This is a genomic window from Pelotomaculum sp. PtaB.Bin117, assembly GCF_002067195.1.
Lineage (GTDB): Bacteria > Bacillota > Desulfotomaculia > Desulfotomaculales > Pelotomaculaceae > Pelotomaculum_D > Pelotomaculum_D terephthalicicum.
In genome coordinates, this window is sequence record NZ_MVQM01000177.1 from 1 (window position 1) to 13,418 (window position 13,418).

Annotated in this window: 12 protein-coding genes; 4 read left to right on the forward strand and 8 right to left on the reverse strand. The window is 48.8% G+C overall.

Annotated features, from left to right (window positions below):
• Positions 1 to 284, forward strand: a 284-nt coding sequence (locus A4E54_RS14730; protein WP_286726564.1) for a cyclic nucleotide-binding domain-containing protein, incomplete at its 5' end; no start/stop codon positions are given.
• Here A4E54_RS14730 and A4E54_RS14735 read toward each other — a convergent pair.
• From A4E54_RS14735 to A4E54_RS14745, 3 genes are all read right to left on the reverse strand, one after another.
• Positions 279 to 2,585, reverse strand: coding sequence for an SDR family oxidoreductase (locus tag A4E54_RS14735; protein ID WP_286726567.1), 2,307 nt, complete (start codon positions 2,583 to 2,585; stop codon positions 279 to 281). The genes A4E54_RS14730 and A4E54_RS14735 overlap by 6 nt on opposite strands.
• Positions 2,586 to 2,596: 11 nt before the next feature.
• Positions 2,597 to 6,193 carry a type I polyketide synthase gene (locus tag A4E54_RS14740; RefSeq protein ID WP_286726568.1) on the reverse strand — a complete coding sequence of 1,199 codons (3,597 nt, stop codon included), beginning with the start codon at positions 6,191 to 6,193 and terminating at the stop codon, positions 2,597 to 2,599.
• A gap of 376 nt (positions 6,194 to 6,569) precedes the next feature.
• Positions 6,570 to 7,190 carry a flavodoxin family protein gene (locus A4E54_RS14745; protein WP_240084826.1) on the reverse strand — a complete coding sequence of 207 codons (621 nt, stop codon included), beginning with the start codon at positions 7,188 to 7,190 and terminating at the stop codon, positions 6,570 to 6,572.
• A 290-nt stretch (positions 7,191 to 7,480) separates the two neighbouring features.
• Between A4E54_RS14745 and A4E54_RS14750 the strand changes: the two genes are divergently transcribed.
• Together A4E54_RS14750 and A4E54_RS14755 are read left to right on the forward strand one after the other, a co-directional pair.
• The gene (locus tag A4E54_RS14750) at positions 7,481 to 7,753 is read left to right on the forward strand and encodes a type II toxin-antitoxin system Phd/YefM family antitoxin (RefSeq protein WP_240084825.1); all 273 of its coding nucleotides are present in this window, start codon (positions 7,481 to 7,483) and stop codon (positions 7,751 to 7,753) included.
• Positions 7,734 to 8,078 (forward strand): type II toxin-antitoxin system RelE/ParE family toxin, encoded by a 345-nt coding sequence (locus A4E54_RS14755; RefSeq protein ID WP_240084824.1) that lies wholly within the window; start codon positions 7,734 to 7,736, stop codon positions 8,076 to 8,078. Before A4E54_RS14750 ends, A4E54_RS14755 begins: the two co-directional genes overlap by 20 nt.
• A gap of 117 nt (positions 8,079 to 8,195) precedes the next feature.
• Here A4E54_RS14755 and A4E54_RS14760 read toward each other — a convergent pair whose 3' ends face one another.
• From A4E54_RS14760 to fba, 5 genes are all read right to left on the reverse strand, one after another.
• Positions 8,196 to 8,441, reverse strand: a complete 246-nt coding sequence (locus A4E54_RS14760; protein WP_240084831.1) for a helix-turn-helix domain-containing protein — start codon at positions 8,439 to 8,441, stop codon at positions 8,196 to 8,198.
• A 32-nt stretch (positions 8,442 to 8,473) separates the two neighbouring features.
• On the reverse strand, positions 8,474 to 8,725 hold the full coding sequence (locus A4E54_RS14765; protein WP_240084823.1) for a GPP34 family phosphoprotein: 252 nt from the start codon (positions 8,723 to 8,725) through the stop codon (positions 8,474 to 8,476).
• Positions 8,726 to 8,729: 4 nt separating this feature from the next.
• Positions 8,730 to 8,969, reverse strand: coding sequence for a GOLPH3/VPS74 family protein (locus A4E54_RS14770; RefSeq protein WP_240084822.1), 240 nt, complete (start codon positions 8,967 to 8,969; stop codon positions 8,730 to 8,732).
• A 391-nt stretch (positions 8,970 to 9,360) separates the two neighbouring features.
• Positions 9,361 to 9,471 (reverse strand): Fic family protein, encoded by a 111-nt coding sequence (locus tag A4E54_RS15845; protein WP_353681848.1) that lies wholly within the window; start codon positions 9,469 to 9,471, stop codon positions 9,361 to 9,363.
• 385 nt (positions 9,472 to 9,856) lie between these two features.
• Positions 9,857 to 10,783 carry a class II fructose-1,6-bisphosphate aldolase gene (fba, locus tag A4E54_RS14775; RefSeq protein WP_240084820.1) on the reverse strand — a complete coding sequence of 309 codons (927 nt, stop codon included), beginning with the start codon at positions 10,781 to 10,783 and terminating at the stop codon, positions 9,857 to 9,859.
• A gap of 307 nt (positions 10,784 to 11,090) precedes the next feature.
• Here fba and A4E54_RS14780 point away from each other — a divergent pair, with 307 nt between their 5' ends.
• A complete protein-coding gene (locus A4E54_RS14780) occupies positions 11,091 to 13,037 on the forward strand; it encodes a fructose-1,6-bisphosphatase (RefSeq protein WP_240084830.1) in 1,947 nt (648 codons plus the stop codon).
• Positions 13,038 to 13,418 lie beyond the last annotated feature (381 nt).

Here is a 13,418-nt window from a genome sequence, read left to right on the forward strand (position 1 = left end):
ATTACGGGAACAAATTTTATATCATCGTCCGCGGGCAGGTTGAGGTTTTAAAGAAGCTGGCGGACGGCACGGAAAGAAGACTTACCGTGCTCCATGACGGCGACCATTTCGGAGAAATCGCCCTCCTCAGGAACATCCCCAGAACCGCGACGGTGAGAGCCCGCACCCCGTGTCTCGTGCTGTCGCTGCAGCGGGAGAAATTCTCCCGGATACTGGAAACCGCGCCTGATATCAAGAAGGCTCTGGAAGAGGAAGCGGAACTTCGTTTCCGTGGGCAATCATAGTCCCGTATTATAAAAATATATTTCCACTTGTTCCATCAGCGCGAAGCAGGCCTGCTCCCGGTTGAAAAAGGCCAGATCCGCGACAAATTTATGCGTATTTTGTTGAAGCACCGTCAGATGGCAATGCACCGGCCCTTTTTTTTGCTGCTTCGCTGAGATGCGAAAACGTCCGATTCGCATAGGCAGAGAAGGTTTGCGATAGTATTGATAACCCCAGAGCCGCGCCAACTGCAGCCCGCCGTCCATCAACACCGGAGCCGTAGCCAGGTCAAGGTCCCGGTCCCGCTCTTTCCTTGAAGGCCAGTCCAACCGGCCCATGCCTCCCGCAGCGTGCACGGAATGAAGCTGCCGCACGACTTGAAAGCTGGGTCCGTGGAACAAGTAGTCCCCGTATATCCGTTCCCGCTCCATTTCCCATGGCATGGAGCCGCCATGCTCCGGAGGATCCGCCGGCTTCATTGAGGCGGCTTGCTTCCCCAGCACCAGTTGCCCCGCATAATAGGCGGCGCCTTTTGGATCTTCCAGTTGCAGGTGCACGCGAATACCTTGTTCTTTTTCAGCGCGGACGGCCTTTCCTTTGATCAGCAGCGTGCGGGGGGCGTTGTCCAGCTGATGGATGCGTATGCCTTTCAAAACGCGCAAGGCTTCCCCGTGGGAGATGGGCAGGCCCGGATACAAGCTTTGCGCCAAACGGTGAAACCATTCATTCACCAAGACCATCGGGACGACCCGGTGGTCTTGAATCCGGTGGTCCTCCAGGAAACGGTTCTTCCCGGGCTCCAGCACCAGATGCAGGCGAAACTCTCTTGCTTCTCCGGCCATGAAGGAGGCGGCCCCAGGCCGCGCCATGCCGACAACGACCTCGACCTCGCGGGGGTTGGCTCCGCAAGCCTCTTCGGCAAAAAATTCCGCCCCCGCACTCCTCGGGATCAGGGCAACCCCCTGGGAAGCAAAGTGTTTTTTTAAGGCGGCATCTACCATTCCGCCTTCCCACGGTCCCCAGTTAAAGGACTTGACGAGCGCATTTCCTCTGGCTTTCTTTTGCTGCCGCGCCACTTTGTTCATAATCTCATTGGCCATGGCATAGTCGCACTGGCCTATATTCCCTTCCCTTGCGGCTGCGGAAGAAAAACAGGCGATCAGCTTTAAATCGTCTCCCTCCGTCAGGCGAAGCAGGTTCTGGAAGCCTTTGACCTTGGTGGAAAAGATCCGCTGAAATTGTTCATCCTTTTTGTCTTTGATCCGCTTGTCAGCCAAAACCCCCGCACCGTGAACGAGGCCATGAATCGCGCCCCATTTCTCGCGCAGGGGCAGCACAGCGCGCTGCAAGGCTTCCTCCTGCGTGATATCCACGGCAAGATAACACGCCTCGGATCCGGCCTGCTTGAGTTGCGTGATGGTTCGCCTGATCTCCCGCGCAGCCAATAGAGCACGGACCTTCTTTCTTATTTCCAGCGGCGCCGGGCTTTCGCCAAGGCGTAAGGCCCGTTCGGACAAAAGCCTGGTCAACTGTTTTTCGTCTTCCTCTCCGGAAAGACCTTCCTCCTCTTGGGTTAACGACGACCTTCCCAACAAGATGAAACGCAGGGGTTTCTTTTTCGCCAAGGCCAATAAGGAATCAGCGGTAACACCCCGGGCTCCGCCGGATACCAGCACCGTGTCGTAAGGCGCCAACGGGTCGTATCCCTTTTCCTGTTCCCCCTTTGGCCCGCTTTCTGCCAACCCCACGGCAATCCTTGTACCGTCGGACAGATAACCCACCTCTTTTTCCAGGCCGCCCGAAAAAAGCTCGTCACAGATGCATTCGGCCATGGTTTCAAGGGATAAGGAGGAATCAAGATCCAGGGCCTTGACAAAAGCCCGCGGCCATTCCCGGGCCGCCGTTTTGGCAAGGGCGGCCACCCCGGCCGACCAGACTTGATGCCCCGCCCTGCCGGACAGGCCAAAGTCTCCGCCGGTACTTTGCACGGTGAGAAAGAAACCGTCTTCCTTTTCCATGGTTCCGGCTACATTTCTTGCCGTCCTGAAGGCCTCCAGGTTCAGCTCTGTCGCTTCGGCGACCTGGCTTTGCCCGCCTGCCATCCCTAAATAAACGACATTCCGGGCGGAGGCAGGGATCCGGCGGCTGACAATGGCCTCGACTTCCCGGCCGCGCAATTTGTCCGCCAGTTTTTCCGCAAGGCCAAAGCCGTCGTTGTTTATATAAACCGGATACTCCCTCAGACCCGGCACTTCAAAGCCGGCGGCGGGAGCCGGAAAGGTCCGGACATGAAAGCATCTTAACCTCTGCCCGCCCTCCATGGCTGCAATTTCTAGTTTTTTTTTGGGTTTTGCTCCAGGAATTCGATTATTTCCTTTAAAGTATGTAAACCGGCCAGATCGGAATCGTCCAGATCGGGCGGCTCCGCGAAGCTCTCTTGAACCGTCGATAAGATTTCCACCAGTTTAATCGAGTCGATTCCCAGCCCTGCTTCCAGATCGATATCCAGGTCCAGCAGTTCCACCGGATATCCTGTTTTGTCAGAGACTACTTCCAGCACGGTTTCCCCAATGGACAGGGAAGGTTTGCCGTCATCGTCAAAGCCCCTCTCCGGAACCGGCTTTTGCCCGGGTCCGGGATACGCGGGGATTTTTGCCGGCAAAACGGCGGCGGCGGTTTCCCCGGCAGCGGGCGCAGCGTGCTCAATAAAGCTGTTCTCCACTTGTGGCCATAAGCGCTGTTCCTCATCTCCACCGATCTCTCCGTTTTCAGGGATGAAGGTTGGACTCTGGCCGGCGAGAGCGGCCAACAGCTTCTCCGAAAAGCCCAAATAGGCCTGATGGCTTTCTGTAAGCGCCTTTTGAAAAGCAAGATGGGCTTCCGTCATTTGCTTTTGGATAAAAGCCAGGGAGGAGGCAGGGATCTCCTGTCCTCTCGCGGTTTGCTCTCCTTGCTGCCGCTCTTTTTGATTCACGGTCGATACCTGCCTGTCTATAGATTTGTTAATTGATTCTTCATGCGATTCTTTGACCATGTTTGCTTGGGCCGCTGCCTTGGCGGCCGGAATCCTTTCCTGTCCAATCGTTTTTTTAGCCGGGTACGGCTTCCCATAATTGGCGCCGCCGATTTTCACGGTGTAAGCCGGTTTTTTCTCGTCCCTCGGGTCCTTCAAGCTGCCGTAACCCGACCACAGACAGGAATAGTCCAGCTTAATTCCCAGCACGGAAATGAAAGCTACGGCCTGCAGCAGCGAGAGGACCCCATGCCGGCCTTTATAGTCCGCAGCTATCGCCTTCACGTCTTGGTCCGCCAGACACTGCCTGGTCAGGCCGGTCAGCACCCCGCCCGGCCCAACTTCAATAAACAATTGTACTCCCTGTCCGGCCATCCGGCCGATCAGCCCGGCAAAGCGGACAGGGTGGGCAATTTGTCGGGCCAGCAGCTCTTTCATTTGCTCCGGCTGCTCCGGATACGGCTCCGCCTCTAAGTTTGAGTAAACAGGGACGGCGCTTTTCTTAAAGGCAACACTTTGGAGATATTGTCTGAAAGGCTTTACAGACGGTTCTACCAGGGCGGAGTGAAAAGCCGTGGATACAGGCAGCCGGACAAAACGCAGGCCTTCTTGTTTCAACGCGGCTTCCAATTGGCGGATTTCCTCTGCGGGTCCCGAAGCTACGACTTGTTCGGGACTATTGACATTGGCGATTACAACGGAAAGGTTTAATCTTCTGATCAACGCATCAGCCTGATCGGGATGGAGAAATACGGAAGTCATGGCTCCTTTATTCCCGGAAGCTTCCCGCATCAACTCCCCGCGTTTTTTAGCGACATGAAGCATCTCTTTCTCGGAAAACACTCCTGCCGCAGCCAGCGCCGTGATTTCCCCGTAGCTGTGCCCGGCGACGAAATCGGCGCGCAATCCCAACTGTTTCAGGACCGCTAAAACGGAGAGACTCATGGCGCCAATTGCCGGCTGCGCGATACGCGTATCAGTTAAGCGTTCCTGTTGCAGCCGGCGTGTTTCATCATCAAAAGCCGGCCGTGGGAAAACAAAATCATGCAGTTTTTCTCCCTGCGGACCTGCCGCAAGCTCCGTTGCGCGGTCCCACACTTCTCTGGCGCAATCGAAATGCATGGCCAGATCCTTCCCCATATCGATATATTGACTGCCTTGTCCCGGAAACAGAAAAGCTATCTTGCCGGTCATTTTTTTTGTTTCATAGCAGATTCCGGCAGGCAGGCTCAGCGCTTGCTCCGGCTCCGTCCCGATGCGGTCCATGCTTTGCTTTATTTTTGCTTCCAAATCATCAAGATCAGAAGAGACGACGGCCAAGCGGTATCCCCACTGATGCTCATATTCCGTCTGCGCCTGTTTTGCCAAAACCGCATGCAAATCGCTCCGGGCAGAAACGCAGGAAGAAATTGCATCCAGTAAGCTTTGCCCGCGCCGAAGCAATTCTTCCGGTGAACGGCCGGCCAAGGGAAACAGCTCGTAAGGCATTGTTCTGAGTTTATCGGGACGGTTCCCCGGTTTCGTATATTCCTCCAAGGTCACATGAAAGTTGCTGCCGCCAAATCCAAAAGCGCTGACAGCGGCCCTTCTGGGATGGTCCAGGCCGCTGATCCAGGGCCTGCTCCGGGTATTAAGATAAAAGGGACTGTTTTCTATCTTTAGGTTGGGATTGGGTTTGTCTACTTTGATTGTTCCGGGCAGCACCTTATGGTGCAAAGCCATCACGGCTTTGAACAATCCCGCCGCGCCGGCCGCCGCCTTCGTGTGTCCGATTTGCGATTTGACGCTTCCCAGGGCGCACCATTGCTTTTTTTCCTCCCTTTGAAAAACGCTCGCCAATCCTGCGAATTCAGCGGCATCACCGGCTTTTGTCCCCGTACCGTGGGCTTCCACCAGCTCTACCGTGTCCGGTCCGTACCCCGCCGCCTCATAAGCCCTTTTTACGGCAAGTACCTGTCCTTCAGCCCGTGGGGCGAAGATGCTCTTTGCTTTTCCGTCGGAGGAAGACCCGATGCCTTTAATTACGGCATAGATGGGATCACCGTCTTTTTCCGCATCCGCCAGCCTTTTCAAGGCCACCATGGCGATCCCCTCTCCCAGAACCGTCCCGTCCGCCTGCCGGGAAAAAGGCCGGCAGTCCCCGGTGGGAGACAGCGCCTGGACTTTGCTGAAGCACAGATACATGAAGATATCGTTTTGCGTATCCGCTCCGCCCGTAATGACCAAATCTGCTTTGCCGGACTGGAGCTCCAGGATGGCCATGGAAACAGCGCATAAAGAGCTGCCGCAAGCCGCGTCAACGATCGTATTGGTCCCTTTTAAATCGAAGTGATTGGCAATCCGTCCGGCCACCACACTCCCTAACAGCCCGGGGAAAGAACTTTCCTGCCAGGGCAGGTAGTTATCGGTGATCCGGTCGCAAATATGCCGTATCTCCTGCTCCTGGCATCCGCTTTCTCTTAACGCTTGAGCCCAATGGGGCCTTTGAATACTGCCGCCCAAATGGATGGCCAGCTCCGAACCGGAAGTCACGCCCAGGATAACACTGGTTTTTTCTTTATTCATGTTTTTAAATTGGGACCGGCAAGCGTCCTCAAGAACTCTTTTGGCAACGATCAAGGCTAAAAGTTGACAAGTATCGGTCGCCCTTAAATTATGGGGTGGAATCGCAAACTCCAGGGGATCAAAATCAATTTCCGGGATAAACGCGCCCCTTTTGCAATATGTTTTACCCGCCGCCGCGGGATCAGGATGGTAGTAATCGTCTATCAGCCAGTGAGAACCGGGAACATCCGTTATTAAATCCTTTCCTTCAAGGATATTTTTCCAACAACCTCCACTATTGTCTGCTCCAGGCAACAAAGCGCTGGCCCCAACAACGGCGATATGTCGACAATGGGCCGCCAGAATCTTCACCTTCCTCCGGCAAGTTGTGTCTGAAACAACATGCCCTAAAGATAAAACTTTTTCATATTGCCTTTATTTTATTTTTTATGCAAAAATTTTTCATTGACGATTTTGCGGTTTGCGGAAATTCCTTCCCGCCTTTACCCTTTACCATGGCGAATAGATGTCCGGCTTAAATATTTTTTTAGCTGACGGCTTTTTTCCAGCGGACTAACCAGTGCCACTGTTTCATCGGATATGGTTCCGTTTTCAAGCAACTCCGCTCTTATCTTTTGTATCACTTTATCAACTTTGTCCGGATTATTGGCAGCATGTCTCTATGCCACGGCCTATGTAGATCTTTTCATAATGTGGCGGCCTTAGTCATCCTTCCCGGCGGGAGGCTTTAAGCTCCCCATTTTTCTCTTACTTTGTTTCTCAGCTTCAAGATTTTTACCAGCCTTTCCCCCGCTCTGCCGGCCTTTTCCAAGGACCTTTCGTCTTTCAAAGCGGCCCCTTGTGCAAATAACCCCAAGGCTTTGACTTTATCTACTACCCGATAGCCCAGAGCTTCCAAAGATTTGGCCATGACTTCTGCGGTGGGCCCCATATCTTCTTCCGAATGTTGCTCGCATACCGCTATTACGCCGGCGTATTTTATTCCAAGGGCCTCATTGAGGCTCAGCCAAATAGAACGGTCGTCTTCGGCAAACACTTCAAAGCAATAGCATCGGTCCAAGAAGGCCTTGACGTTGGCCGACACGTTGTAATAGTAGGTGGGGGAACCCAAAATAACCCCGTCTGCTTTCAAAAGAAGCGGGTAGATTTTTTGCATATCATCGTTGATCACGCATCGCCGGGTTTTCTGACAACCCTCGCAACCGCTGCAGTCTGTGATGGCATAATCGTCCAGAAAAATCAATTCCGTTTCCGCCCCTGCCTCTTTGGCCTTTTCTAAGGCCCTGTTCACCAAAACCGAAGTATTGCCTTTTTTCCTTTTACTGCCTACTATCCCTAAAATTTTCATTCATCATATCCTCCTTTTCCTCTGCTCCCGTCCATCTATCCTTTAATACGTTGACTAAATTCCCATTATTTCAGATTCTTTACAAAGACTTTTGAGTTCACAATATCATATTTTTCCATACAAATAAAGAACATAGCCTCCCCCTTGACGGAAAGCTATGTCTTTTATGTAATGTGTGATCAATTTTAGATGCAGCTTGTTTTTCATAAGAAGAAATTAAATGGATGGAGAATATCGCAGAATTATCGTATAATAATAGCAGAATAATTCCTTATGGGAAGGCGGGTTTTATGATTATCAAATCTTCTACCAGCTTACGCAACGATTACGGCAGCATTTCAAACCTCGCACATGAAAAACAGGAACCAATCTACATTACCAAAAACGGTGAGGGCGATCTCGTGGTTATGAGTATTGAGGCGTTTGAAAAGCGCGAAGAAATCATAAAGCTGCGGGCAAAGTTGGAACTGGCAGAACAATCCCGTCTTGCCGACGAGCCGACTTTTACGCTGGAGCAATCGAAACAGCGTTTGGATACAATCTATGAGAAAACCAAAATATAAACTGGAGCTTCTGACACCTGCCCAGCGTGAACTGGAGGAAATTGCTCTCGTACATATGGAACTCGTGGGCGTAGAATCGGCACGCAAAATCACGGACCGCATCTATAACGCGCTGGATCATTTGAGAAGCCATCCGAATATGGGTATAGCGTGCATAGATAAAATGCTCCGGTCGGAAAGCTACCGGATGCTAATTTGCGGCCATTATCTGTGTTTCTATCGACTATTGGGTGAAACTATCTTTGTTTACCATATCGTGGATGGCAGAGCGAATTATACCCGTCTACTTGCGGACTTGCCGATGCAAGGTGAAAGCAACGACTGATTTAGTTGGGCAAACAGCTGGTTAATATCCGAACGCCCTCTCCGATAAGGAAAAGTTCGGATTTTATTGCTTTGGAAAGCTAGGTCAAAAAGATATCATGGTTTTGACGCATTATACTTATTTTGTTAGGCTGAGAATATCTTTAATTTGCGGAATGGTTTTGCCTTCCGCTCTCAAACTTTTAATATAGGAAATACGCTGGATCGTATCGACACGTTTATATCTTCTCGTTAAATTTTCTTCCGCTTGTTCAAAAACCAACATGCCTTCCTCGGTATAAAATTTGAGCGTGCTGTATCTCACGCCTGTTAATCTTACCAGTTCTCCAATCGTAACATATGGAGCGCTCTCTATCACTTCCATGCTTCTCTGCCTTGACACGATACAAAACTCCCTTAAGGCGCCGTCGATATCGCGGCAACGGCAGTAACAGCGATAATCATATCAACATAATCCACCATTTGCTTTACCAATTGATTGGAAGGAGCTTCTTTGATCTCTTTTAAACGGGCCTTTAATTGTTCAGATTCATATTTAGAAAAATATTTTTTTATCTGATGGCTTTTTTCCAGCAGACTAACCAGTGCCACTGTTTCATCGGATATGGTTCCGTTTTCAAGCAACTCCGCTCTTATCTTTTGTATCACTTTATCAACTTCGTCCGGATTGGGGCCGGTCAAAAAGAGATTTCAAATGGAATTGTTTCTCGCTTAAATTGCCTATCACGTAAACCTTATTCTTTTCGTCTATTTGAATACAATTGCTTGCCAGCAGTTCGATTAACCCGCCTGCCAAAACACAAACGGGAATTTCCGTACTAAGTGCGGGGAATTTCCCTTTTTCGTTTAAAGAACATAATACATATTCCTGAGAAATCGACAGATCATTCATGGTATTATCTCCTTACAGATTACTTACTACTTACTACTTACTACTTACTACTTAACTATAGCATAAAAAAGCAAGTTGTCAATAGATGTATTAAAATCTTTTAAAGATGATATAGAGCATATGGGATAAATGATGTTCACTCGTATATCTATCAAAACTACAAAGAAGCCAACTGCCCAAATCGCAATCGACTTCTTTCGATAAAAATTTATTTAATGTGTGATCAATTTAGATGCAACTTGTTTTTGCTAAAAACAGGGCTTTGGCAAAAAAACGGTTAATTATGTCTTAGAATCCACTCCAGAAGCTCTTTATCATCCATCTCACCGGCGGCAATCTTTAAGCCTGTTTACAACGATATCTTGATCCGTACAGGTAAGACCGGCACCGTTCAGTTCAAGAAAACCATCATGGCCAGCATCCCGGTTCTTTTATTGCCATCAACAAAGGGATGGTTTTGATGAGGAAAAAGCCTAACCGCGCCGCTTTCGCCTCCAGCGATTTATACAAATATTCTCAGCCATAGAGCATTAGAAAAAGTGGAAGCCATAGAAACAAACGGTGCATTTCCTGTTCCCACACCTCCCAACAATGTATTTTGGTTAGGTTCATCTTTTTCACAAATTGAACCGGCAATGGCTTTTCAATATGGACTTCCACTCCTCCTGATAATACAATCAGGCGTCATAATGGAACGAAAAGAGCCGCACCTGCGTGGCAGTCGTCTTAGAGAAGATATGGTGGTTGGCAACAGTCATAAAGATGACCCCGTCCTACCTGCCGTTTGCTGCTTGCAAAGTCCAGCTAGAACGGGCTTTCGAGGATTCTCTAAATTCATGTTTAAAGCACTGCTATACTCCTGAGCATAGTTTCCAGATGATTATTGCTTAGAGCTGGTTGCTGCAGTTTAAGACGTTCCTGATCTTGTGCTTGACCATGCTTTTAATGGCCTCCCTGGCTGGTTTGAGATACTGGCGGGGATCAAAATCAGCGGGGTTGTGAGCAAAATGCTCCCGGATGGTAGCCGTCATGGCCAGGCGGAGATCGGTATCAATATTTATTTTGCATACCCCCATTGTTCCGGCCCTGCGAAGCATATCTTCGGGAACGCCCTGGGCACCCTTGATCTCTCCCCCGTATTGATTGCATTTGGCTACAAATTCCGGCAGCACGGTGGAGGCGCCATGCAAAACCAGGGGATAGCCGGGCAGGAGAGATGCTATTTTCCCCAGGCGGGCGAAATCGAGTTTGGCTTCCCCCTTGAACTTATAAGCTCCGTGACTGGTGCCAATGGCGATCGCCAGGGAATCGCAGCCTGTTTTTTGGACAAATTCGACGGCCTGGTCAGGATCAGTGTAGCTGGAATCCTCGGCACTGACGTTCACTTCATCCTCGACGCCGGCCAGCCGCCCCAACTCGGCTTCTACCACTACACCCTTGGCATGGGCATACTCCACGACCTTTTTGGTCAAGGCAATATTTTCGGCAAAAGGCAGCTTTGAACCATCGATCATCACCGAGGTAAACCCACCGTCGACACAGGACTTGCAAATCTCGTAATCCTCCCCGTGGTCCAGGTGCAAGCAGATAGACAAACCGCTGTCCTCTACGGCAGCCTCCACCAGTTTCATTAAGTAAACATGTTTTGCGTATTTCCGGGCCCCCGCCGAAACCTGCAAAATCAAAGGAGATTGTTCTTCCTTGGCCGCATCAACAATTCCCTGGATAATTTCCATGTTGTTGACATTAAACGCTCCCACGGCACATTTCCCATAAACTTTTTTAAACATTTCAGTTGAAGTTACCAGCGGCATATTTTTGCCCTCCCTTTTTGGTGTGCATATTGCTATTTAAGGAACTTCTATATTGTTCCAAGACTATCCTCTAAGATTTCGTGATTTTGTTAATTATCAAATATATTTTTTAGCTTTTAATCCTTAAAGGAAGATGAAGATTTTAAGAGAATAGTTATTTGTAAGGCTATGCGTTACCGAATACCCGGGCGAAATAATGGCAATGGCCTTTCATCTTTAAGTATAACTTACATTTTTAATTTTATGTCCCACTCCGGGAGCATTATATGGAGGGAGCACTTTGGATAATTTTACCACAAAAAAACTGATGGAGCAGCAGGATTATCTTGAACTCCTGTCTCAAAAATTTCCCACTATATCACAGGCGGCATCCGAAGTCATTAACCTAAAATCCATTTTGAATCTTCCTAAAGGTACCGAGCACTTCCTTACCGATCTTCATGGAGAATATGAAGCCTTTAACCATGTGATGAAAAACGCCTCGGGCGTTGTAAAAAGAAAAATCCATGATGTGCTGGGAAAGACACTTTCTAAAAATGATATCGATGAGCTTGCATCACTCATCTATTACCCTGAAGATAAGCTTCACCTGGTCAAAGAGAGGGAGGTTAACCTTTCCGACTGGTATGAGATCACCATTTACAGGCTGATCCAGGTGTGCAGGGACACTTCGTCAAAATATACCCGTTCCAAGGTCAGAAAAGCGCTTCCGCCGGATTTTGCCTACATCATCCAGGAACTGCTCCATGAGGATGAGTACCGGTTCAACAAAAAAGAATACTACAATAAAATTATCGATACTATTGTTGGGTTGGATATGGCAGACGACTTTATTATCAATATCTCCGCCGTGATCCAGAGACTCACCATCGATCATCTGCATATAATCGGTGATGTTTACGACAGGGGGCCAGGACCTCATTTCATCATGGATACCCTGATGAAACATCATTCCGTGGATATTCAGTGGGGAAACCACGACATTCTCTGGATGGGCGCAGCTGCAGGCAACCGCTCCTGTATTGCCAACGTAGTCCGGATCTGCCTGAGATACGCCAACATGGATATCTTGGAAGAAGGCTATGGGATCAATCTATTTCCCTTGGCTACATTTGCCATGACTGCCTATAAGGACGATGAATGCAGCAAATTCAAACCTAAAATGAGCTCCGGCGATACCGTGCCGGATTCGAGTGTTGATCTTCTTGCCAAAATGCATAAGGCGATCGCTATGATCCAGTTCAAACTCGAGCATGAACTTATATTAAACCACCCTGAATATGATATGAATCATCGATTGCTTCTGGATAAAATCAATTATGAGGAACACACCATCAACGTTGAAGGCGCAGTATACAAACTGAATGACCAGATCTTCCCGACCATCGACCCCAAAGAGCCCTGGAAGCTGACCGTAGAAGAAAAATCAGTGATCAACAAGCTCCGTTATACATTTCTGAAAAGTGAAAAGCTTCAAAAGCATGTCCGGTTCATGTTCGCCAAAGGCAGCATGTACCTAAAATACAACTCCAACCTGTTGTTCCATGCATCCATTCCCATGAATCCTGAAGGGACCTTTAAGATAATAAAGCTCAATGGTGTGGAATGTTCAGGCAAGTATCTGCTGGATAATTTGGATCAATGGTCCCGGGAAGCCTATTTCGGCAGAGAAAACAAGGACATCTCTACAGATATTCTTTGGTATCTATGGTGCCACCAGGATTCCCCGCTGTTCGGCAAGGACAAGATGGCAACTTTGGAAAGGTATTTCATTGATGACAAAGCTCCGCACAAGGAAAACTACACTCCCTATTATACTTTGGTCGATGATGAAAGGATCGCCAGGATGATTCTTGCAGAGTTTGGGCTTGATCCGGAGAAGGGACATATCATTAATGGACATGTGCCTGTAAAGACTAGAAAAGGGGAAAGTCCAATAAAAGCCAACGGCAAACTGCTGGTTATTGACGGTGGATTTGCGAAAGCCTATCAAAGCGAAACAGGAATAGCCGGTTATACCCTGATCTATAATTCCTACGGTCTGATGCTGGCAAGCCATGAGCCTTTCGAGTCCGTAGAAAAATCGGTAAACGAAGGAATGGATATCCATTCTACATTAAGCGTTGTTGAGAAGGTTGTTGACCGGAAGAAGATATCTGATACCGATAATGGCCAGGAGTTGAAAAAGCAAATCTATTATCTTGAGATGCTCTTAAGCGCTTTCCGTACAGGTGTTATTAAAGAAAAATTATAACCGGATTAACCATTTCTTACTATATTGATATATAAATCATTTTTTATTTGATTATTTGTATTTAGGACATTTGTCCGGTTTAAAAGCTCACGATATCGCAGTATTTCTTAGTTTTTTAACAAAGCACCACCTCCAGTGAAGGTAAAAGGTGTATCAGTTTTGGCTGGATGGAAGGAGCCCATAGGGTGACTGTAATCCAGCCGAAACCGCGCGGCGCGCGGCCGGGGGCTGTCGCCCCACTTGACGGAAACAACATTTTTTAGGAAGACCAATATGGCACATTTGTCCGGTTAAAAAACCTTGCCATCCCAAGTGGAAAGATCCTAAAACACGCGGGGTGAATTAACAGAATGATTAAAAAGTGTTTCTTGTGCGGCGGTA